The organism is Paraburkholderia sp. BR10141, from assembly GCF_056155635.1.
In genome coordinates this window covers 12,562-33,881 of record NZ_JBMIQH010000026.1, presented here as the reverse complement: position 1 = coordinate 33,881, position 21,320 = coordinate 12,562, and the positions used below count along the sequence as shown (strand labels likewise).

Sequence of the window (21,320 nt, the reverse complement as noted above, 5' to 3'; positions counted from 1 at the left end):
ACGGCCAATATTTAATCGAGATTTACATATCGGCCACGCGCAGGGATTACGAGGCGCCGCGGTTATCTTTAGCGGGAATTAGAAGCGCAGGATTCGATGGTTTTCACGCTGCCGCGCGGCTTATAACATTGGCTTCTTTCTATCTATTGCCGAGGCAGCCACGCATGAACGCACGCCGCAACTTCATTCGAATCTCAGCCGGAGCCGCTGCGCTCGCCGCGTTGCCGGTGCTCGGCGCGCTTCCCGCGCGCGCGGCCAGCGCATCGCGTACGTTGCGCGTAGGCAATCAGAAAGGTTATCTGAGTTTGCTGAAAGGACGCGGAACGCTGGAGAAACGGCTTGCGCCCCTCGGCGTCGCGGTCACATGGACAGAGTTCGATGCAGGCCCGGTGCAACTCGAAGCCCTGAACGTAGGCTCGATCGACTTCGGCGACGTGGGCGAGGCGCCGCCCATCTTCGCGCAGGCGGCCGGTGCGCCGCTCGCTTATGTCGCGGCCACGGTGCCGCGGCCGCAGGCGGAAGCGGTGCTCGTGCCGCACGCCTCGGCCATTCGCAGCGTGACTGATCTCAAGGGCAAGACCATCGCGCTCAATCGCGGCAGCAACGTCCATTATTTCCTCGTCAAGCTGCTGCAGGCGCACAACATTCAGTATGGTGACGTGAAAGTCGTGTTCCTGGCGCCCGCGGACGCGCGCGCGGCGTTCGAGCGCGGCGCCATCGATGCGTGGGTAATCTGGGATCCGTTTCTCGCCGCCGCGCAAAAGACCCTCGATGCGCGCATTCTCGCCGATGCGAGCGGCGTGGTCGGCAACCGCGCCTACTATTTTTCGTCGCTCAGCTACGCAAAACAGAACCCGGATGTCATCAAGATCCTCATCGACGAATTGAGCCAGATCGATCAGTGGGGGCAGGCCAACCGCGCCGCGCTCGCCACGCAGCTTGCGCAAGTATGGGGCTTGCCGAACGACGTGGTCAGAGAGGCGATCGGGCGCGCGCAGTTCGGCACGGGGCCGATCACGAAAGCCATCCTCGCCGAGCAGCAGCAGATCGCCAATACCTTCTTCGACCTCAAGCTGATTCCGAAGCGCGTGAACGTGCTCGAAGCGGCAGCGCCAGGCATCGTTTAGCGTGACGATTTTTCATCAGCCCCGGCCGCTCCCGCGCGCCGGGGCTTTCTCACAGCTCACAAGCCCAGCGCGCGGCGCGCCGCCATGGTACGCAACAAGCTGTTGGACGGCGCGTGAATGCGCGCGCACTGCACGTTGCGGTGATGGCGCTCGAGCGGATTGTGCCGCGCGATCCCATGATTGCCCGCGAGTTCGAGCGCGATATCCACGGCCTGAATCGCATTGTCCACCACGTTATGTTTGACGACGGCGGACAACTCTGCGGGCGCCGTACCTGCGTCGATCGCGTCGGCATGGGTGCGCAGCAGCCAGTCGTTGCTCGCCAGCAGCATCTCGATGCGTCCCATGCTTTCCTGCACGATGGGAACGGTGGCGAGCGCCGCCCCGCCTAGCGCGGCAGGCTTGCGCCCGGTGAGGAAAGCAAGCAGCCAGTCGCGCGCGGCACGCGCCGCGCCGTCGTAGACCGTTCCGACCAGACTGAAGTACCACGCCGTGGCGTGCGGATCGCGCTGCACGCCGAGATGGGCCGGTCTCAAGCCGACGACATCGTCGACGGCAATCGCCACGTCCGTGAACACCACGTCGTGGCTTGCGCTCGCCCGCATGCCGAGCGGGTCCCAGGTCTCTACGATGCGCACGCCCGCCGCCTCGCGGGGGACGAGAAAATGGCCTAGACGCGGCTCGGGTTCGTCGGTGCGTGCAAGCACGTTGATCCACGTGAGCAGGGGTGCGCCCGTGACATAGAGTTTGTGTCCCGTGATGCGCCACGAGGCGCCTTCGCGGTGCGCGAGCGTGTCTGGCAGGCCGCCGTGCGAGGGCGAACCGAGCGCGGGCTCGACCTGGGCCGCGTTGACGAGCGCGCGGCCTTCCACGCTCGCCCGCGTGAGGCGCTGCGCGAGCGCTGCGGGCCAGTTTCCCGTTTGCTCGCGCGCGTCGTGCACGATCATGGCGTGCTGGCTGTAGTGCATCGAGAGAATGAGCGCGACCGATGGATCGCCATAGGCGATTTCGGCGACGATCGCACGCGCCACCGCGAGCCCCGCGCCGAAGCCACCGTCGCTGCGGGCAATATTCGCGCGCAGCAGGCCCGCTTCGCGCAATGCGCGGAACTGCTCGAGCGGCGCAGTGGCATTGCGGTCATGCTCGTCGGCCAGGGCGGCAAACGCGCGGCCGAGCAGCGCCGCGCGCTCGATCAGCGCGGCGGCCTGGTCCTCGTCGCGCGCGAGCGCGGCGTCCGGAGTGAATGCGTTCACGGTGCTCTCCCTGGGCAATTAGCGTTCGCCGCCCGGCGCACGCAGGTCTTGCGTGGTGCCATGGCGCACGAGGCGTCCGAAGAACGGGTGACCGGGGTCGTTGAACCCCGGTGTCGAGGGATGGCCGCTTGCCACGAGCGAATCGACAAATGCTTCGTCATCCTCATCGAGACGATACTGTAGCGCGGGCAGATAGTCGCGCCATTGCGCTTCGGTGCGCGGTCCAGCGATCGCCGAAGTGATATAGCGGCTATTGAGCACCCAGGCCAGCGCGAATTGCGCGGCGGTGAGGCTGCGCTCCTTTGCATGCGCCTCTACGCGCCGCGCAAGCTCGATCGTTTCGGCGCGCCATTCGGTCTCGCTCAGGCGGCGGTCTTGCCGTCCCGCGCGCGTGTCGGCTCCGGGCTGGGCACCGGGCTCGTACTTGCCGGTCAGCACGCCACGCGCGAGCGGGCTGTATGAGATCACGCCAAGTCCATAGTGCCAGGCGGCGCTCAACTGCTCCGCCTCGACCTGGCGATTGGCCAGGTTGTAGAGCGGCTGGCTCGCAACGGGCCGCGGCACGCCCAGCAGATCGGCCACGCGGCTGAACTCGGCAATGCGCCAGGCGCGATGATTCGACAGTCCGTAGTGTCTCAGCTTGCCTGCCGCGATCAGATCGCCCAGCGCACGCACGGTTTCCTCGACTGGTGTGTGGTGGTCCTCGCGATGCAGATACACGAGGTCCAGATAATCGGTATCGAGCCGCCCGAGACTCGCTTCGACCGCGCGGATCACGTGCTTGCGCGACGCGCCGGCCGCGTTGATCTCGCGCGGGTTGCCAACGGGGTTGCCGAACTTCGTGGCGAGCACCCAGCGGTCGCGTTGTCGCGCGATATGCCGGCCCACCACGCGCTCCGACTCGCCCTGGTGGTAGACGTCGGCGGTATCGATCGAATTCACGCCTTGCTCCTGCGCGGCTTCGATGATGCGTTCGGCCGTGACGTCGTCGGTTGGTCCGCCGAACATCATCGTGCCGAGCGTCAGCGTGGAGATTTTCAGGCCGCTATGGCCCAGTTGCCGGTAGTCCATGGATTTTCCTTGAGTCATTCAAACAGTGCGACGTGAGCGCGCTCACCGCGACAGCCAGACATCGGCGAAACTCGCGGCCGTGCCGTCGGGTGAAATGGCGTGGTCGCGCACACGCTTCGAGGCGAGCGTCACCCACTGCGGCGACACGAGATTCAGGTCCGGCAGATCGTGCTCCAGAATGCGCTGGATCTGCACGAACTGCTGCTTGCGCTTCGTTTCATCGCTTTCCCGCGCAGCCTGCGCAAACAGGCCGTCGACTTGCGGGTTGCTGTAGTGCGAGCCGTTGGTGAAGGGCACACCGCGGCGAAAGTTGTCGGTCGTGTACAAACGCGCCACGCCCACCACCGGATCGAACAGATTGCTCATGCCATTCACGGTGAAATCGAATTGCCGGTCGGTATAGACGCGCTTCAAATACGCCGCGAGATCCTGATTGCGGATCGTCACAGCGATCCCCACGCGGGCGAGCGCCGACTTGATGTATTCGCCCGTGCGGGCGGGCAGGTCGCCGATGGGCAGCGGGTCGAGCGTGAGCGCAAAGCGTGTGCCGTCCGCCTTGCGCGGATAACCGGCCTCGTCGAGCAGACGGTTGGCGCGCGCGATGTCGAACGGGTAGGGCGCGGGTGCCGCGTCATAGTAGGGGTCCGACGGCATCAGCGGGCTCGCGGTGGGCGTCGCGTAGCCGTAGTAGATGACCCTGCGGATCACTTCGCGATCGATCGCCGAGGCAATCGCCTGACGCACCTTCAAGGACTTGAGCACCGAATTGTCGAGATTGAACTCGATGCGCGCCACGCCCGCCTGAAACTCGTAGCCGCGTGTCTCGATGCCGAGCTTCGGATTCGCCTTGAGGCGGTCGAGGTCGGCGAGCGGCACGGGCGTATCGCCGCCGAGATCGACCGAGCCGTCCTCGAACGCCACCGCGCGCGCGGCGGGGTCGGCGATGATCTTCACGATGATGCGGTCCAGATACGGCTTGCCGGCGGTCCAGTAGTCGTCATTGCGCGCATATTCGATGTAGCTGCCGCGCACCCACTTGACGAAGCGAAACGGTCCGGTGCCGATCGGCGCGTTGTTGGCCGGATTCGCGAGCACGTCCTTGCCTTCATAGAGGTGCTTCGGCAGGATCGGCGTTTCCGAAGCCGAGAACGCGCGTATCAACCATGGCGTCGGCTCGCTGAGCGTCAGCACGACCGTATAGGGGTCCGGCGTGGCGATCGCGGTGACGTTCGCGAAGGTGGTGCGCGCTCGCGGATGCACGCGGCGCAGCGTTTCGATCGACCATGCAACGTCGGCCGAGGTAAACGGCGCGCCGTCGTGCCATTTCACGCCGTGCCGCAGATGAAACACATAGCGGCGGCCGCCGTCCTCGATCTCCCATGAGGTGGCGAGCAGCGGCTTGGGCTTGAGATCGAAGTCGTAGTCGAGCAAACCTTCAATCACTTTCGGGCTGACCTTGAGGACATTCACTGCCGTCGTTGCGACATCCACGAGCGCAGTAGGTTCCGGCGTCACCACGAAATTGAGCGTGCCGCCGCGCGTTTGCGCGTGCGCGGCAACGTGAGCGGCCACGCTCGCCATGACGAGGAGCATGAGAACGACACGGCGTGGCGCCGCGCGCAGGAGGTGAGCGATCATCGGTTCGGCAACAGACGATAAGAGGAAATGGACGCTGGCAGGCAGCGCCGCTTTGGTTAGCCTGCGAGTACGCCGGCGCGCTCCGCGCGGCGGGCCAGCGCCGCCTCGAGCGGCGCCGGATCGACCCATTGCGCGAAGTCGAAATCGTCCGCGATAAAGCCCTGCTCAAAGAGAAAGCGCTTGAAGTGCGCGAGCGCGTCGAGCGCTGCGGCATCGAGTCCGATCGCGAGTTGCCGGTGCAGGCCCGCGCCATACGCGCGTGTCACCCAGTGCTCGGCGCTGCGCACTTCGCGGGCGACATAGCGCGTGACTTCGCCGGGATGCGCGCCAGCCCACGCGGCCGCGTCGAGCGTGCGAACCAGCACGCGTTCGACGAGATCGGGGCGTTCGCGCAGCAGTTGCGCATCGACTGTAAGCGGGCGCGGCGTACCGTTGTTGGCGTGCGCCCGCCGGTCGGGATGCGCGCTGATGTCGACCAGCACGCGCGCGCCGAGCACGTTGGCAATATCGAGGCCGGTCGCGCCTTTGACGAACACTACGTCGGCCTCGCCGCGCAGAAGCGCCGCCGCCTCGCGGGAAAACTCGTGAGCGCGCTGCGCATCGAGCCATTCGCCGAGCGGTGCGGATTCGTCCGGTTTTGCGTGGGCGAGGCCACGGGGCGCATGCGGCAGATCGACGAATTCGACCTCGGCTGACGAGACGCCGATGGCTTCGAGCAGCGTATGAAAGCCACGCAAAGCCGTGGCACGATGGAAATCGACGACGCCAGCGGCGGCATTGATCGGTAATCCGAAGCGGCGCCCCGGGAGCGAAGCGCGCGTGGGCGTGAGGTGCGAATCGAGCGTGATGAGCGCCTGGAACTCATCGACCCAGCTCAAACCGATGAGCCGCGTATCGCTGCCCTGCGCCCGCGCCCATAGCGCCGGTATGTTGCCGCCCTGGCGAAACGACCACGGCTGCGTATGCGTGAAGTGCGAGCGGCGAATGGCCGGGTCGTCGGCGTCCTGCAATGCCTTCACTTCGATGCCGTCGGCAGCGAATTCTTCCTGCAGCAATCCTTGCTGGGCGGCAATGCCGAATGGCGTCGGCGCAGGGCAACGGGTGTACCAGAGCAGCGTCATCAAGATTCCTCGGTGGCGAACAAGGCGCATTGCGCACGATCTCTGCGCGGGCGGCATGGAACAATCGATTATCGGCAAGCGCTTGCGGCGAGGTCAAAGAACGAATCGTGAAATAGGTTCGTGCGCGGAAGTGATTTACTTTGGCCGCAACCCCGTGCTGCCCGATTGCGCGAACCGCCGGCCAACGCAGAGATGCGAATAACAAAATGCGAATTCCGTGGTTAGTCGCGGGCAATGCGCTCCCTATACTTTTCCTTTTGACAAGCCGCCCCGTGGCCGCCCGGGAATCAAACAATTCGCGGGCCTGACAAAAAGGAAAACTCAATGTCCGCTCTTCCCACTCAACTTCCGGTGCGCGCTCGCGCGGCCAGTCTGTCGTTGCAGGATGCGCTCGCCGACTTGCCTGCGCTCGCGAATGAAATCGGCCAAGAGGCGGCTGCGCGCGAAGGGCGTCGCGAATTGCCTTTCGAGGGCTTCGACGCATTCCGGCGCTCGGGGCTGGGACGCCTCCGGCTGCCGGTCGAATGGGGCGGCCTGGGTGGCTCGCTCGTGGACGAATTCGACGTGATCGCCACGCTGGCCGCGGCCGACAGCAATCTCGCCCACGCGCTGCGGATTCACTACGACCAGACCGAAGCGCTGCTGCTGTCGGCTCGCACGCCGTTCAACGATCTGCAGATCCAGCGCGTGATCGACGGCGCGATTTTCGGCGGCGCCTCGACCGAACTGGGGACGTCGCGTCCGGGCGAATACACCACGGCGCTCCGGCGCGACGGCGAGCATTACCGGCTCGACGGCCGCAAATACTATTCGACCGGCACGGCCTTTTCCGACTACGCGCGCCTGAGCGTGCTGAAGGACGAGGGGCAACCGGTGGTGGCGATCGTGCCGGTGCGGCGCGAAGGACTCACGGTGCTCGACGACTGGGACGGCATGGGGCAGCGCATGACGGCGAGCGGCAGTCTCGTGTTCGAGAACCTGCTGGTGCGTGCGGACGAAATCACCGAACGCGGCTTGGCCACGCTCGCCGGCCGTCATGGCGGCGCGCTGCGGCAACTCCACCTGGTGGCGGTGGCCGCGGGCATCGTTCGCAACGTGGTCGCGGATGCGAAGCGCTACGTGGTGGAGCATGGGCGCCCCGTACTGCACAGCACGGCGCCCTCCGCACGCGAGGATGCCTTCATTCAGCAGGTCGTCGGCACGCTCTCCGCGCACAGCCATGCGATCGACGCGCTGGTGCGCGAGAACGCCCGCACGCTCGATCGATCGGCGCAGGCGATCCGCGCGGGTGCGCCGGACGCGGATCAGCTCGTGCTGGAAGGCGCACTGGCGACGGCGCGCACGCAACTCGTGGTGAGCAAGCTGGCGCTCGAAGCCGCCGAGCGCCTGTTCGAAGCCGGCGGAGCTTCGGCCACTTCGCGCGCGCACAATTTCGACCGGCACTGGCGCAACCTGCGCACGATCTTCAGTCACAACCCGCTGCTGCACAAAGCGCGCGTCGTGGGCGACTATGCCCTGAACGGCGTGACGACCCACCTCACCGAAGGCCGCGTTTTTTGAAACCCACGATCGAGCGAGTGTCCAAAGAATGAGCCGAATTTCGTCGCGCCGCCTGCATTTGAACGTCAATATCCTGCATTCGGGCTTCGTGCCATCGGCGTGGCGTCTCGCCGATGCCGATCCCCGCGCATTCGTGGACGTAGCGCACTATGTGCGGGTCGCGCAACTCGCTGAAAGCGCGAAATTCGATGCGGTCTTTCTTGCCGACAACGCGGCGATCATCGACCAGATCGACTTCCGTCCGATCACGGCGCTCGAGCCCACGGTACTGCTCGCCAGCATTGCGGCGGCGACCACGCTCATCGGCGTGATTGGCACGGCTTCCACGAGCTACAACGAGCCGTACAACATCGCGCGTCGCTTCGCCACGCTCGATCATGTCAGCCGTGGCCGTGCGGGCTGGAACGTCGTGACGACGGCCGATTTGCCGTCGGCGCGCAATTTCGGCCACGACACGGTGCCCGATCACGCGCAGCGCTATGCGCGGGCTGCGGAGTTCACGGAACTCGTCAAGGCCCTCTGGGACAGCTGGGACGACGACGCCTTCATCGGCGACAAGGCGAGCGGCCGTTTCATCGACGCGACGAAGGTGCGGCCTGTCGAACATGATGGCCGCTTTTTCAGGGTGCAGGGGCCGCTGAATCTTCCGCGTGCGCCACAAGGTCATCCTGTGCTCGTGCAGGCGGGCGGATCGGGGGATGGCCGCGATCTCGCGGCGCGTCATGCCGAGGCCGTATTCTCCGCTTCGCAGTCGTTCGAGGAATCGGTGGCGTACCGGCGCGACCTCAATGCGCGCGCCGCAGCATACGGGCGCCCGCAGGGTGTGAAGGTGCTCGCGGGCCTCACGACGATCATCGGCGCAACCGAAGCCGAGGCGCTGCGGCGGCGCGACGAACTCGTCGAGCAGATTCCCTGGCGCTACAGCCTCACGCGTCTGGCCGGCACACTGGGCCTTTCACCCGATCAGCTCGACCTCGACGCGCGCCTGCCGGATAACCTCGCGCTACCCAACGGCGGCAATGGCAATCACACGTTCTTCCATGCCACGATCGCCGAGGCGCGGCGAGGCGGCCACACGGTGCGCGAGTTGATCCGCGCGCTCGCGGGCGGCGGCGGTCATCGCGTGATCGTCGGCACACCTGAGCAGATCGCCAACGATATCGAGCACTGGTTCAAGGGCGAGGCCGCCGACGGCTTCAACCTCATGCCGGACGCGCTGCCGGACGGGCTGGAGGCGTTCGTTGACGGCGTAGTGCCGATCCTGCAACGGCGTGGGCTCTTTCGAACCGAATACGAAGGCAATACCTTGCGCTCGCATCTCGGGCTCGAGCGGCCTGCCGTGGGCGTGGCGGCGATTGGCGAGGAGCTTCAGCGCGTCTGACGTGGGGCTCGCGCGGCGCGCTTCGGGCGCCGCGAGTATGCCACTCAGCGGCGCAGGCCGGCCTCGCGCAGCAAAGGCAGCACGCGTTCGCCAAAAAAGTCGAGGTCGGGCTGAAAATCGTAAAAGCTCAGTTGCACGCCGTCGACGCCTGCCGCGTGAAGCTCGATGATCTTGTCGGCCACCTCTTCAGGCGAGCCCACGATCGCGATGTTGCCGCCCACCGCGCGTGAGGCGGCCTTCGCACGATCTTCGAAACCGCCGCGCCAGGCATGTGCATCGCTGTCGAAACGGTGAAAACTTCCCTCGTCGGCATGTGCGACGATGGCATCGTGATAGGCGCGTGCCTCGGCGGACGTCTCGCGGCAGATCACCATCGGGTTGATGAGCGTGCGCACCTCGCGCCCATACGCGCGCGCCGCGGCCTTCACGCGCGCGGTGTGCGCGGGCAGCGCTTCCAGCGCGCGATCGATCTGCGGTCCCGCCGGGCTCGTGATGAACACCACGTCGGAGTAGCGCGCGGCGAAGTCGATCCCCGCGTCGGAGCCCGTCGCGTTGATGAGCAGCGGGCGCCCATAGCGCGGCTTGGGCGTGACGTACGCGCCTTGCAGGCGCCAGCTCGAAATTTCAGGCTCGAAACTGAAGTTGTCCGGTTGCGCCCACAACTGCTGCACGGCGTCGAGAAATTCGGCCGCCATCTCATAGCGCCGGTCGTGCTCGATGCGGTTCCAGCCAAACATTTCGTGTTCGACGGCGCGGTGCCCCGTCACCACGTTGACGCCCCAGCGTCCGCGCGAGATGTGGTCGAGTGTAGCCGTGAACTTCGCGAAATGCAGCGGGTGCCACGGCCCGTAGAGCACATGGGTCGTGGCGGCCAGGATGATGCGCTCGGTGCGCGCGGTCAGCGCCGCCAGCGTCATGAACGAGTCGAGCGCATGGCCGTCGAAAACGCCGCCATAGCCGCCTTTCGGCAGCCATTGCGACAGGGCGAAAATGAGATCGAATCCGAGCGCTTCGCACTTCTGCACGAGCGCGGCGTTGTAGTCGAACGACCAGTCCGTACCGCGCGGCAGCGTCGATGCGCTCCAGCCGCCAGCCTGGATCGGCAGGAACAGCCCCAGCATGAGCGGCTGCGCGAATGCACGCGCCACGGGACTATCGGAGAAGGCGGCGGGGGAGGCTACAGGCACGAAGGGCGTCGACGCCACGGAGGAAGTGCGCGGCTCGGCCACGGGAATTTCGCTCAAGACAGACACCTTGGAGGTCGTTGCGGCGCCGGGCGCCGTGCTAGTCGATTGGTCGATCCATTGATTAAACACGTGCCGCTCGCGAATAACAAAGAAGCTTTTCTGCTTTCCAATTGCGTTGTCGCTGCTTCGGCGCGGCGGGTCATATGGATAGCAGCATCGCTTGGTTAGCGCGCGAAGAGGCCGTTGCTACGATTGCAGCACTGTCGCCACGGCGCGAATTTCCCGGCTCGCGCAGATCGCAACGTTTAGCCTCTCGTAGCTTCACTGATATCGGAACGCATCAGCATGTCACGTTTGACCCGTCGTGAGTTTCTCATTGCAAGCGGCGCGGCTGCCGCCGCCGCGGGGTTGCCCGTGCTTGCGCGCGCCCAGGACGCCATCGCACGCAAGCGCGGTGGCACGTTGAACGTGCTGATCAATCCCGAGCCGCCCGTGCTGGTATCGATCTTCCAGACCACGGGACCGGCGCTCGCCGCAAGCTCGAAGGTGCTGGAAGGACTCCTTGCTTATGACTTCGACCTGAAGCCACAACCGCAACTGGCCACCGCCTGGAGCGTGAGCCCCGACGGTCTGCGCTACACCTTCAGGCTGCGTCAGAACGTGCGCTGGCACGATGGCCAGCCGTTCACTTCCGCGGACGTGGCGTTTTCGGTCGATTTGCTCAAAGCGATACATCCGCGCGGACGCAGTACTTTTGCTAACGTGACGCAAGTGCAGACGCCCGACGCGAGCACGGCCATCATCGAATTGTCGAAGCCCGCGCCGTTTCTGCTCAAGGCGCTCTCGGCGGGCGAGTCGCCGATCGTGCCGAAGCATCTGTACGCCACGGGTGACCCGCTCACGAACCCGCACAACAACGCGCCGATTGGCACCGGGCCGTTCCGCTTCAAATCGTGGACGCGCGGCGCGAGCATTGTCTACGAGCGCAATCCCGACTACTGGGACGCTGGCAAGCCGTATGTCGATGCGCTCGTCTACAAGGTCATTCCCGATCCGGCCGCGCGCTCGGCGGCGTTCGAAACCGGCGCGCTCGATCTGGGCGGCGAGAACCCCGTGCCGCTCACCGACTTGCCGCGCCTCACGCAATTACCGCAGCTCGTGACGGAAACGCGTGGCTACCGCTTCCTCGAGCCTTTGGCCGAGATCGATTTCAATCTCGATCATCCGGTGTTGAAGGACCCACGCGTGCGCCAGGCCATCGCGCACGCCATCAATGCGCAGGTCGTGCAGAAGACCGTGGCCTACGGTTATGCGGACGTCTCGCCCACGCCCATCACGCCCGCCTCGCCGTATCACGATGCGCAGATCACGCCCTACGCGTTCGACCCGCATGCGGCCGAGGCGTTGCTCGATGCGGCGGGCAAGCCGCGCGGCGCGGATGGCGTGCGCTTCAAGCTGACGCACGATTACCTGCCGTATGGCGACATGTACCAGCGCCAGGCCGGCTACGTGAAATCGGCGCTCGCGCGCGTGGGGATCGACGTCACGGTGCGCTCGCAGGATCTGCCGTCTTTTCTCAAGCGTGTCTACGCCGACCGCCAGTTCGATTTCACGAGCATCGGCGTCAACACGCTGTTCGATCCGGCCGTGGGCGTGCAGCGCCTGTACTGGTCGAAGAATATCCGCCCCGGCGTGCCGTTCTCGAATGCGCCGCATTACAGCAGCGCGGAAGCGGACCGTCTGCTCGAAGCGGCGTCGGTCGAAATCGACGAAAGCCGCCGCGTGAGCCTCTACAAGCAGTTCCAGCAAACCGTTTACCGCGATCTGCCGATCCTCAATCTCGTCGCGCCGCGCATGGTCACGCTCGCCAACCGGCGCGTGCACGATCACACGGTGAGCGCGCAGGGCCTGGAAGGCAACTTCGCCGATGTGTGGCTGAGTGCCTGAGCGCGTGCCAAACGCGCATCGCACCCTCGACGGAGCCCAACGATGAGCCGAAGCGCCCGCTGGCAAACGATCCTGCGCCGCACCGCCTGGCAGGCGGTGCCCACGGTGCTGGGCATCGTGATCCTCAACTTCTTCCTGCTCAAGCTGATGCCGGGCGACGCCGCCGACGTGATCGCCGGCGAAGCCGGCTCCGCGACGACGGAAACGATGACGATGCTGCGCGCGAAGTTCGGGCTCGACCAGCCCTTGCTGGTGCAGCTCGGGACGTACCTGAAGCATCTCGCGCATTTCAGCCTTGGCTACTCGCCGCGTTACGACATGCCCGTGATGCAGCTCATTCTTTCGCGCTTGCCCAACACTTTGCTGCTGATGGGCGTGGCGCTGTCGCTCGCGCTCGTCGTCGGCGTGGCGCTCGGCGCCGTGATGGCGCACTGGGCCGGCAAGTGGCCCGACCGCGTGCTGTCGGTGTTCGCGCTGCTGTTCTATTCGACGCCTGGATTCTGGATCGGCCTGCTCGCCATCATTCTGTTCGCGGTCCGGCTAGGGTGGCTGCCGAGCGGCGGCAACATCACGATCGGGGCGGACCTGCACGGCTTCGCCTACGTCGCCGATGTCGCGAGGCACGTGTTGCTGCCCGCGGCGACGCTCGCCACCTTCTTCGTCGCGATCTACGCGCGCATTACGCGTGCCGCGATGATCGAAGTCCAGCGCCAGGACTTCGTGCGCACGGCGCACGCGAAAGGTCTGCATCCGTGGCGCGTGACCTTGCGGCACGTGCTGCGTAACGCGCTGATGCCACTCACCACACTCGTGGGTCTGCATTTCGGCACGCTGCTTGGCGGCGCGGCGGTAACGGAGACGGTATTCAGCTGGCCGGGGCTGGGCCGCCTTGCACTCGACGCGGTGCTGGCGCGCGACTTCAGCGTGCTGCTAGGCGTGCTGCTGCTGTCGTCGCTGCTCGTGATCGTCGCGAACGTCGTGGTCGATCTGCTGCAAGCATGGCTCGATCCGCGCATAGGCTAACGGAGGAACCGCAATGAGTTTCGAATCGCCGGATCTGCCGGTTGACGCACGACGTGCGGCCGCGCGCCAGGGTTCGCCGTGGCGGCGACAGTTGGCGTTCGCGCTGCTTGGCCGCCGCGGCGCCGAGCGCGACAGCGCGCCCGCGCGCCGTGCCGGGCACGCTTTCTGGCGCGCGTTGCTGCGCAACCCTTCGGCCTGCGCTGGCCTTGTGCTGCTCGGGGCATTCGTCGTGCTCGCCGTGCTCGCGCCGCGGCTCTACCCGGGCGATCCGCTCGACATGGTGGGCGGCCCGTTCGAATGGCCGGGCAGCGACCCGCAATTCTGGCTGGGCACCGATTCGCTCGGGCGCGACGTCGCAGCCGGCATCGCGCATGGCGCGCGCGTTTCGCTGCTGATCGGCGCGGCCTCGGCAGGCATCGGACTCGTGATCGGCACGCTCGTTGGCGCCACCGGCGGCTATTTCGGAGGCCTGATCGACGACGCGCTGGTGCGTCTCACCGAGCTGTTCCAGACCGTGCCGTCCTTTCTGCTGGTGATCGTGCTCGTAGCGATCGGGCGGCCCAACGTGGTGGTGATCGCGCTCGCCATTGGCGTTGCCTCGTGGCCCACGGTCGCGCGGATCGTGCGCGCGGAATTCCGCACGCTGCGGCGCTCTGACTTCGTGCTTGCGGCGCGCAGCCAGGGGTTCAGCAACACGCGCATCATCTTCGGCGAAATCCTGCCCAACGCGCTGCCGCCCGTGATCGTCACAGCCTCCGTGATGGTGGCGAGCGCGATCCTGATCGAATCGTCGCTGTCGTTCCTCGGCATGGGCGACCCCAATGTGATGAGCTGGGGGGCGATGATCGGCGCCGGTCGCGATTCGCTGCGCACGGCGTGGTATCTCACGGCGATTCCCGGCGCGGCCATCGTCCTCGCGGTGCTCGCCCTCAATCTGCTCGGCGACGGCCTGACCGAAGCCCTCAATCCGCGGCAGCGGCAACGACCGTAAAGGTGCCACGTGAGCCAACTGCTGGAAGTACGCGATTTGCGCGTGAGTTTTGGGGCGCACGATGCGGTGCGCGGCGTGAGCTTCGACATCGCGGCGGGAGAGATACTCGCGTTGGTGGGCGAGTCGGGCAGCGGCAAGTCCGCCACGGCGCTTTCGCTCATGCAGCTCGTTCCCGAGCCAGGACGCGTCACGGGTAGCGTGCGCTTCGAAGGACGCGAGCTGCTGGGGTTGCCGCGCGGGGCGGTGCGCGATCTGCGCGGCAAACAGATCTCGATGATCTTTCAGGAGCCGATGACCTCGCTGAACCCCGTGCTCAGCGTGGGCGCGCAGATCGTGGAGACGCTGCGTCAGCACGAGGCGCTGTCGCGCCGGGCCGCTCGCGCGCGTGCCGTCGAGCTGCTCGATCTCGTGCGCATTGCCGAGCCGCAGCGCCGCTTCGACGACTATCCGCACGAGCTATCGGGCGGCCAGCGGCAGCGCGTGATGATTGCGATGGCCGTGGCGTGCCGCCCGCGTCTGCTGATCGCCGACGAACCCACGACCGCACTCGACGTGACGATCCAGGCGCGCATCCTCGAACTGCTCGACGCGCTGCGCCGGGAGCTGTCGATGTCGCTCCTGCTGATCACGCACGACCTGGGCGTCGTGGCCGATCATGCGGACCGCGTGGCGGTAATGCTGGCCGGACGCAAGGTAGAAGAAGCGCCGACGGCGGATCTCTTCGCGCGCCCGCGCCACGCCTACACGCGAGGGCTCCTCGGCGCTTCGCTCAATCTCGCCGACGATCTGCACTACCGCTCGTGGACCTTGCCGGAAATCCGCCACACGGCACCGGCCGGTCGCGTGGATCGCACCGACGAGGAGGCGGGCTTCGTGGTGGTGCCGCGCAAGGTGCCCGAGTGTACGGCATCGGGCCTTCAGACGACGGACGCCGCGCCGCTGCTCGCCGTGCGCGACCTGCGCGTGGCGTACCCGCAGCGCCATGGCGCGCCGGCACTTCGCGCCGTCGACGGTGTCTCGTTCGAGATTGGCCGGGGCGAGTCGGTCGGGCTCGTGGGCGAGTCGGGCTGCGGCAAGTCCACGCTTTCGCGTGCGATCATGCGCCTCGTGCCGGTTGCGGGCGGATCGATCGCGCTTGACGGCACGGAACTCGTCCCGCTCCGCGAGCGCGCGTTGCGGCCGTTACGGCGCAAGGTGCAGATGGTCTTTCAGGATCCCTATGCGTCGCTGAACCCGCGTCGCACCGTGGGCGACATTCTCGAAACCGTGCTGGCTGTGAATGGGGTTGGCGAAGCGGCGGCACGCCGCGTGCGTGTGCGCTCGGTGCTCGAACGTGTGGGTCTTCCCGCGGCCGCGCTCGCGCGCTTTCCACACGAATTTTCGGGCGGACAGCGTCAGCGCATCGGTATTGCGCGCGCGCTCGTGCTCGAACCCGCATTGCTGATCTGCGACGAGCCGGTGTCGGCGCTGGATGTCTCGATCCAGGCGCAAATCCTCAATCTGCTCGTCGAACTCAAGCGCGAGCTGGGGCTTTCCATGCTCTTCATTTCGCACGATCTTTCGGTCGTGCGCTACATCGCCGACCGTGTGCACGTGATGGAACAGGGCAAGATCGTCGAGAGCGGCGACCATCAGGACATCTGGCGCGCACCGTGCCATCCGTATACGCGTGCGCTGCTCGCTGCGATTCCAGGGCGCGAGCTGGAGGCCGAAGCGGCCTGAAGCGCGGGGTAGTGGGGCAGCGATCAGCTGCGATTCCGGTTTGGGTGCTTCAATGTGTATTGCACCGCCTTTGCCGGTTGACCGAGGCGATTCACGATGCGCGCTCCGATCCACTACCGATGCTGGCCCCTATGACGAACCGTACCGAAATCAAGGCCCTCGTATTCGACGTCTTCGGCACCGTCGTGGACTGGCGACGCGGCGTCGCGAGGGAAGCCGCCGCTTTTCTGCAGCGCCACGCGCCTCATCTCGATGCTTTCGAGTTCGCCGACGCCTGGCGCCGCGAGTATTCGCCCGCCATGGAGGAAATCCGCAGCGGCCGCCGGCCCTACGTGCGCCTCGACGTGCTGCATCGCGAGAATCTCGTGAAGGTGCTGGCGCGCAGCGGTATTGCCGCAGCGACGGACGCCGAGATCGACGAACTCAACCTGGCCTGGCATCGCCTCGATCCATGGCCCGATTCGGTCGAGGCGCTGAATCGTCTGAAACGCCGCTTCATCATCGCTCCCTTGTCGAACGGCAACATCCGGCTCATGGTGGACCTTGCGAGGCGCGCCGGCCTGCCATGGGATGCCATTCTCGGCGCCGAAGTGGTGCGCGCTTACAAGCCGTCGCCGCAGGTGTACACGGAAACGGCGGACATTCTGGGTCTCGCGCCCGCCGAAGTATGCCTCGTCGCGGCGCATAACGGCGACTTGGCCGCGGCGCGCCGGCTTGGCCTTTCGACCGCCTTCGTCGTGCGGCGGACCGAGCACGGTCCCGATCAGAAAACAGACCTGAAAGCGGAGCAGGCCTGGGATTTCGTGGTGAACGATTTAAACGAGCTTGCGAGTCAGCTCGATGCCTCGATAGATTGAGGTTTTAAAGGGTATCGTCAAAGCATACGGGCAGGCGGACACCGAGGCGTCTGCCTGCCCGTACTCAGATCGCCGCTGGCGCGGCGTTCACGTTGCGAGCGATCGTCGCGTTAGAAGCGATGGCGGATACCCACGGTCGCCACGGCTTGCGAGTTCGAATCCGAAGCGGAAACACCCATGATGTCCGCGTGAATCTTGCCCTCGCCATCCACGACACGCTGATACGCGGCTTCGGCGTACAGGTCGGTGCGCTTCGAAAGCGCGTAGTCGCCTTGCAGCGTGAACTGATGGAACTTCGGATTCACACCGTCCAGGCTCGCGTTCGTGTACGTATAAGCGCCAGACACCGTGATTGCGGGCGTGAACGCATAGCGGCCATTGAGTTCAAAGTTGCTGAAGCGCGCGCTGTTGCCGGCGAACGACGTCGTCGCACCCGCGTTCGAAGAGTTGATGGCCGTGAGGTTGCTCAGCTGCGTTTGCGTGAACACGAAGCCCACGTTGGCTGCGCCGAAAGCGTAGTTCAATCCGGCGCCATACGTGCGCTGACGCGATGCGGTGAAGGTGGCGTCGTCGCTGACCGCGCCGCTGCTATTGATCGTCGAACCCGAGTTGTTCAGCTGAAGATAGCCCGCACCCGCCTTGAGGCCGCCGAACGAGTATGTGGCGCCGACGCTGTATGCGCGGTTGTTCGCGAAGCCGCCCGCGGCGTTCGAGAAGCCGTACAGCGCATTGAACTTGAGGCCGCCGTAGTTCACGCTTTGGTACTTGAGCGAATTGCTCACGCGGAACGAGTTGTTGAGGTTGTCGTTGTCGTACGGGTGCGCGGCGAGCGTGCCGCCGTACTGCGTGCCGTTCAGCGACAGTCCGCCCAGGTTGTCGACCACGCTGTCGTACTGACGACCCAGCGTGACCGCGCCGGCCTGCTCGCTCGAAAGGCCGATAAACGCCTGGCGGCCGAACATGCGGCTGCCTTGCTTCGCCGCGCCCGTCGAAATGCTGAAGCCGCTCTCGAGCACGAAAATCGTCTTGAGGCCGCCGCCCAGGTCTTCGCTACCGCGCAGGCCCCAACGGCTGCCGTTGAGCGCGCCGCTCGACTGTTGCACGTTCGAGCTGCCCGACTGGTTGCTCGTGTACAGGACGCCCGCGTCGATCAAACCGTAAAGCGTGACCGAGCTTTGTGCGTGTGCGACGCTCGCGAAAGAGGCTGCGGCGACTGCGAGGGCGGAAAGGGTGTACTTTTTCATCGTAACTCCATTGCTTTGTTATTCACTCGAAAGCGAGCGAGCGCGGAGCATAACGCGATATCCGGAATGATTTTCAGGAGTTGTGGCATGCATGCCACGATTATTGGCTAACATTGTCTTACCTGTTCCAGACTATTACATCGGCAGCCTGGAAGATCGAAATATCCGGTAAAACAAGGAACTTTATGGCACGCCCATGCGCTGGTCAAAACGCGCTATTTATCGCATTTTTATCGTAATTTCTGGAAAGATTTTGCGATCCATATTCCTGATTATTACCGTGAATGAATAACGCGAAGAAATACGCGTTGTTCCACGTTTCAAATCGACCGCACCGTTCGTTATCGTGATTCCCGGCGACATGGTGCGACGGAACTGCGCGGGAGCGGCTGAGGTAAAATACGGCCTTGAGTCCTCATCCATGCATTCGGGCGCGAGCGCCCCGCGTTCCCATGACTGACACCATTGTCGCGCTGCTCGCCCAGGCGAAGCAGCATTTCACCGCCGGCCGCATCGACGCCGCGGAGCACGACCTGCAATCGATCCTGCAAGCGCATCCTGATCACGCGGGCGCACTGGAAGCGATGTCATTTGTCTACGCAACGCGCGAGGATTACGCGGGCGCCGCCGAATTCGCCTGGCGCGCGGCACAACCGGCCGCAACGCCTCAGGAGCAGTTGCAGCAGGCCGCACGCATTTGCCAGCTCGCGCAGCGTCACACCCAGGCCGTCGCGCTCTACGAACGCCAGCTGGCGCTCGCGCCCGATCACGTCGAAGCGCTGCATGGCGCGGCCATGTCGCTCATCCAGCTGGAGGAGGCCGAGGCCGCACTCGGGTATCTCGGGCGTCTGGCGCGCCGGTATCCGCGTTCGGCGGAAGTGCACTACAACCGCGGCACGCTGCTCGGCGAGCTGGGCCGGTACGACGAGGAACTCGACGCGTATCGGCGGGCAATCGAACTCAAGCCGAATTTCGTCGCCGCCTACGTGAACCTGGGCGTCGCGTTGCGCGACCTGCATCGCTTCGACGACGCGCTGCGCCAGTTCAAGAAGGCCTTGTCGATCGACACGAACGACGCCGGTGCGCGCACCAATCGCGCACAGACCAATCTACTGCTCGGCGAATTCGAGCACGGCTGGCGCGAATACGAATGGCGCTGGCGCGACGGCACGATGACACACGATTTCCCCGACGTGACGCAGTGGAAGGGCCAGCCGCTCGCGGACAAGACCGTGCTCGTGCACGCGGAACAGGGTCTCGGCGACACACTGCAGTTCGTGCGCTTCGTCGACCGCCTGCATGCGAAGGGCGCGAACGTGATCGTGCGCGTGCAGGACGCGCTGCTGCCGTTGCTGCAGAACGTAGCGGGTGCCTCGAGCGTCATCGGCGACTCGTCGGAATTGCCTGCTTTCGACTACCACGTGCCGATGTTGAGCCTGCCGCACGCCCTCGCGCTGCGTGAAGCGGATTTCGCGACTTCGGGCGCGTATGTCAATGCGGACGCCGACGCTGCCGCGCGCGCGTCGTGGTCCGATGTGATCGGCGCCGAGGAAGATGGCGACCGGCGGCTGCGTGTGGGGCTGGTCTGGTCGGGCAGCACGACGCATGTGAACGATCGCAATCGCTCGATGCCGCTTGCGGAACTCCTGCCGCTGTTCGACGCCGATGTGCGCTTCGTGTCGCTGCAAAAAGAGCTGCGCGAGCGCGACCGCGCGTGCATGGACGAACTCGTGCAGCGCGGCCGGCTGATCGACGCCGGCACGCGCCTGACGACGTTTTCGGCAACGGCTGCGCTCGTCGCGCAACTCGATCTCGTGATCGCCGTCGATACGGCGGTCGCGCATCTGGCGGGCGCGCTCGGCAAGCCCGTGTGGATTGCGCTGCCGTTCACACCGGACTGGCGCTGGCAGCTGAATCGCGACGACAGCCCGTGGTACGCCAACGCGCGTCTGTTCCGCCAAACGCGCCGCGGCGAGTGGGCCGACGTGGTGAGCGCATTGCGCACGGCGCTCGATGCGCGGATCGCCGCACGCCAGGCTGCCCAAGAATGACCGTACCTGGCAGACTGCCGCGCGCCACGGCCGGCCTGTTGGCGATTGCCCAACATCGCCCGGCCAGGTGATGGTCGCGCCCAGACTCGCATCGCTGCGATGCACGTGGGGAAGGGCGCCGCGCGGATCGCTCCCGGATGGCATGACATCTGCATAACGTGCTGCAGGCGGCTTGCCGCTTGACCGTTCCGGCATCCGTCGTGCTCAGGGAAACCCCGTCGGCGACGGTTGCTACCAACGCTGAGCGCCCAAGGACACATGGAGCGCGCGAGCGCTGCGGATGCAATCGGGAGGCTGACGTGGACCCAACCTGGCTGGGTATGGCTGCCGGCACGATCGTGCTTGCGATCGCTGCGGCCGGCGTGACGGCGCACTACCTCCGTGAGCGCCGCCGCGCCGATTTCCTGCGCAATTTCGATCACCACGCATGGTGGCAGCGGACCCACGGTGCAGCCTGCGCTTCGGGTGGATTCGACACAGGCCGCTGGGCAGTGCAAACAAAAACGTGGCGGAAACAACGAACGGGGAATCAGGCCTCCATCAAGTAATGGAGGCCAGCGGGGGCGCGGGAAAAGTTGCGGGAGCGTATTGAACCTGCGCATCGGTTCAAGCTAGTTGCATCCTACGTGGCAATCGTTAGAGGAACCTCATCATGAAATCCCTTGCTCAAACCTTCGTTATCCTTACCATTCTGTCTGCTCCGGCTGTCTCGTTTGCACAATCGAACAGCGCCGTGACGCCTGAGCAGGTCCGCGCCGAGCTTATTCAGCTCGAACAGGCGGGCTACCGCCCAGGTGACGGCGACAATACCAACTACCCAGCCGACATCCAGGCTGCCGAAGCACGCGTGGCCGCGCAGAACGGCGGAAGCGGTTACGGCGGGATGGCAGGCAGTACGTCGTCCTCTGGCGCGCCCGCCGCCGGTGACAGCATGAAGCCGGTTTACTTCGGTCAGTAAGCCAGGGCGTTGACGAGCCCCTACTTTCCCATCGACGAATCGAGGGGCTCTTTTCGAGCATCAGCCGAGAAATGAGGGCCGGACTTACGAGCGCATTGCATGAAACCTGAAAGATTGCCAGGATTTTATGTCGACCGGGCATGCGGTATGCTGTGCACCTTTGAAGAACGTTGAGCCATCGCTCATTTG

17 protein-coding genes are annotated in these 21,320 nt (G+C 65.4%); 11 read left to right on the top strand and 6 right to left on the bottom strand.

Translation table 11 applies throughout. The annotated features are described in order from the left end of the window. The first annotated feature begins 164 nt into the window (after window positions 1–164). A complete protein-coding gene (locus tag ACOJB8_RS29275; protein WP_475015731.1) occupies window positions 165–1,127 on the top strand; it encodes a sulfonate ABC transporter substrate-binding protein in 963 nt (320 codons plus the stop codon). Between the two features lie 56 nt (window positions 1,128–1,183). Here ACOJB8_RS29275 and ACOJB8_RS29270 read toward each other — a convergent pair whose 3' ends face one another. Genes ACOJB8_RS29270 through ACOJB8_RS29255 form a run of 4 tightly spaced genes read right to left on the bottom strand, consistent with a single transcriptional unit; the run spans window position 1,184 to window position 6,210 of the window. Continuing rightward, window positions 1,184–2,380 carry an acyl-CoA dehydrogenase family protein gene (locus ACOJB8_RS29270; RefSeq protein WP_475015729.1) on the bottom strand — a complete coding sequence of 399 codons (1,197 nt, stop codon included), beginning with the start codon at window positions 2,378–2,380 and terminating at the stop codon, window positions 1,184–1,186. An 18-nt stretch (window positions 2,381–2,398) separates the two neighbouring features. Continuing rightward, on the bottom strand, window positions 2,399–3,451 hold the full coding sequence (locus ACOJB8_RS29265; protein ID WP_406954145.1) for an aldo/keto reductase: 1,053 nt from the start codon (window positions 3,449–3,451) through the stop codon (window positions 2,399–2,401). Between the two features lie 42 nt (window positions 3,452–3,493). Continuing rightward, a complete protein-coding gene (locus tag ACOJB8_RS29260) occupies window positions 3,494–5,089 on the bottom strand; it encodes an ABC transporter substrate-binding protein (protein WP_475015727.1) in 1,596 nt (531 codons plus the stop codon). 56 nt (window positions 5,090–5,145) lie between these two features. Next, window positions 5,146–6,210 carry an ABC transporter substrate-binding protein gene (locus ACOJB8_RS29255; protein ID WP_475015725.1) on the bottom strand — a complete coding sequence of 355 codons (1,065 nt, stop codon included), beginning with the start codon at window positions 6,208–6,210 and terminating at the stop codon, window positions 5,146–5,148. Between the two features lie 324 nt (window positions 6,211–6,534). Here ACOJB8_RS29255 and ACOJB8_RS29250 point away from each other — a divergent pair, with 324 nt between their 5' ends. Both ACOJB8_RS29250 and ACOJB8_RS29245 read left to right on the top strand, forming a co-directional pair. Continuing rightward, a complete protein-coding gene (locus ACOJB8_RS29250) occupies window positions 6,535–7,770 on the top strand; it encodes an acyl-CoA dehydrogenase family protein (protein WP_475015723.1) in 1,236 nt (411 codons plus the stop codon). Window positions 7,771–7,798: 28 nt separating this feature from the next. After that, entirely contained in the window at window positions 7,799–9,151 is a 1,353-nt protein-coding gene (locus tag ACOJB8_RS29245; protein WP_368728662.1) for an LLM class flavin-dependent oxidoreductase, read from the top strand. Between the two features lie 44 nt (window positions 9,152–9,195). On the opposite strand, the gene ACOJB8_RS29240 is transcribed toward ACOJB8_RS29245, so the two are convergent. Then, window positions 9,196–10,395, bottom strand: coding sequence for an LLM class flavin-dependent oxidoreductase (locus tag ACOJB8_RS29240; RefSeq protein WP_475015721.1), 1,200 nt, complete (start codon window positions 10,393–10,395; stop codon window positions 9,196–9,198). A gap of 288 nt (window positions 10,396–10,683) precedes the next feature. Between ACOJB8_RS29240 and ACOJB8_RS29235 the strand changes: the two genes are divergently transcribed. The 5 genes from ACOJB8_RS29235 to ACOJB8_RS29215 all read left to right on the top strand — a co-directional run bounded on the left by ACOJB8_RS29235 (window position 10,684) and on the right by ACOJB8_RS29215 (window position 16,878). Then, window positions 10,684–12,285 carry an ABC transporter substrate-binding protein gene (locus ACOJB8_RS29235; protein ID WP_069268020.1) on the top strand — a complete coding sequence of 534 codons (1,602 nt, stop codon included), beginning with the start codon at window positions 10,684–10,686 and terminating at the stop codon, window positions 12,283–12,285. 42 nt (window positions 12,286–12,327) lie between these two features. Next, entirely contained in the window at window positions 12,328–13,308 is a 981-nt protein-coding gene (locus tag ACOJB8_RS29230; protein ID WP_069268021.1) for an ABC transporter permease, read from the top strand. A gap of 13 nt (window positions 13,309–13,321) precedes the next feature. Next, window positions 13,322–14,299 (top strand): ABC transporter permease, encoded by a 978-nt coding sequence (locus tag ACOJB8_RS29225; RefSeq protein WP_342946158.1) that lies wholly within the window; start codon window positions 13,322–13,324, stop codon window positions 14,297–14,299. A 9-nt stretch (window positions 14,300–14,308) separates the two neighbouring features. Beyond that, on the top strand, window positions 14,309–16,021 hold the full coding sequence (locus tag ACOJB8_RS29220; protein WP_475015719.1) for an ABC transporter ATP-binding protein: 1,713 nt from the start codon (window positions 14,309–14,311) through the stop codon (window positions 16,019–16,021). Window positions 16,022–16,152: 131 nt separating this feature from the next. Further along, entirely contained in the window at window positions 16,153–16,878 is a 726-nt protein-coding gene (locus ACOJB8_RS29215; RefSeq protein WP_475015717.1) for a haloacid dehalogenase type II, read from the top strand. Between the two features lie 110 nt (window positions 16,879–16,988). On the opposite strand, the gene ACOJB8_RS29210 is transcribed toward ACOJB8_RS29215, so the two are convergent. Next, the gene (locus tag ACOJB8_RS29210; RefSeq protein WP_342946155.1) at window positions 16,989–18,122 is read right to left on the bottom strand and encodes a porin; all 1,134 of its coding nucleotides are present in this window, start codon (window positions 18,120–18,122) and stop codon (window positions 16,989–16,991) included. A 452-nt stretch (window positions 18,123–18,574) separates the two neighbouring features. Here ACOJB8_RS29210 and ACOJB8_RS29205 point away from each other — a divergent pair, with 452 nt between their 5' ends. The 3 genes from ACOJB8_RS29205 (at window position 18,575) to ACOJB8_RS29195 (ending at window position 21,131) form a co-directional block, all read left to right on the top strand. After that, entirely contained in the window at window positions 18,575–20,173 is a 1,599-nt protein-coding gene (locus ACOJB8_RS29205) for a tetratricopeptide repeat-containing glycosyltransferase family protein (RefSeq protein WP_342946154.1), read from the top strand. A gap of 299 nt (window positions 20,174–20,472) precedes the next feature. Further along, complete coding sequence (locus ACOJB8_RS29200; RefSeq protein WP_141710858.1) at window positions 20,473–20,721, top strand: hypothetical protein; 249 nt, start codon at window positions 20,473–20,475, stop codon at window positions 20,719–20,721. A gap of 104 nt (window positions 20,722–20,825) precedes the next feature. Beyond that, window positions 20,826–21,131, top strand: coding sequence for a DUF4148 domain-containing protein (locus ACOJB8_RS29195; protein WP_342946153.1), 306 nt, complete (start codon window positions 20,826–20,828; stop codon window positions 21,129–21,131). Window positions 21,132–21,320: the final 189 nt, after the last annotated feature.

Bases quoted from the DNA above. Each gene is read 5' to 3' on its own strand.
- ACOJB8_RS29275 (WP_475015731.1), top strand. From the start codon at position 165: ATGAACGCACGCCGCAACTTCATTCGAATCTCAGCCGGAGCCGCTGCG.
- ACOJB8_RS29265 (WP_406954145.1), bottom strand. From the start codon at position 3,451: ATGGACTACCGGCAACTGGGCCATAGCGGCCTGAAAATCTCCACGCTG.
- ACOJB8_RS29260 (WP_475015727.1), bottom strand. From the start codon at position 5,089: ATGATCGCTCACCTCCTGCGCGCGGCGCCACGCCGTGTCGTTCTCATG.
- ACOJB8_RS29255 (WP_475015725.1), bottom strand. From the start codon at position 6,210: ATGACGCTGCTCTGGTACACCCGTTGCCCTGCGCCGACGCCATTCGGC.
- ACOJB8_RS29250 (WP_475015723.1), top strand. From the start codon at position 6,535: ATGTCCGCTCTTCCCACTCAACTTCCGGTGCGCGCTCGCGCGGCCAGT.
- ACOJB8_RS29245 (WP_368728662.1), top strand. From the start codon at position 7,799: ATGAGCCGAATTTCGTCGCGCCGCCTGCATTTGAACGTCAATATCCTG.
- ACOJB8_RS29235 (WP_069268020.1), top strand. From the start codon at position 10,684: ATGTCACGTTTGACCCGTCGTGAGTTTCTCATTGCAAGCGGCGCGGCT.
- ACOJB8_RS29230 (WP_069268021.1), top strand. From the start codon at position 12,328: ATGAGCCGAAGCGCCCGCTGGCAAACGATCCTGCGCCGCACCGCCTGG.
- ACOJB8_RS29225 (WP_342946158.1), top strand. From the start codon at position 13,322: ATGAGTTTCGAATCGCCGGATCTGCCGGTTGACGCACGACGTGCGGCC.
- ACOJB8_RS29215 (WP_475015717.1), top strand. From the start codon at position 16,153: ATGACGAACCGTACCGAAATCAAGGCCCTCGTATTCGACGTCTTCGGC.
- ACOJB8_RS29210 (WP_342946155.1), bottom strand. From the start codon at position 18,122: ATGAAAAAGTACACCCTTTCCGCCCTCGCAGTCGCCGCAGCCTCTTTC.
- ACOJB8_RS29205 (WP_342946154.1), top strand. From the start codon at position 18,575: ATGACTGACACCATTGTCGCGCTGCTCGCCCAGGCGAAGCAGCATTTC.
- ACOJB8_RS29195 (WP_342946153.1), top strand. From the start codon at position 20,826: ATGAAATCCCTTGCTCAAACCTTCGTTATCCTTACCATTCTGTCTGCT.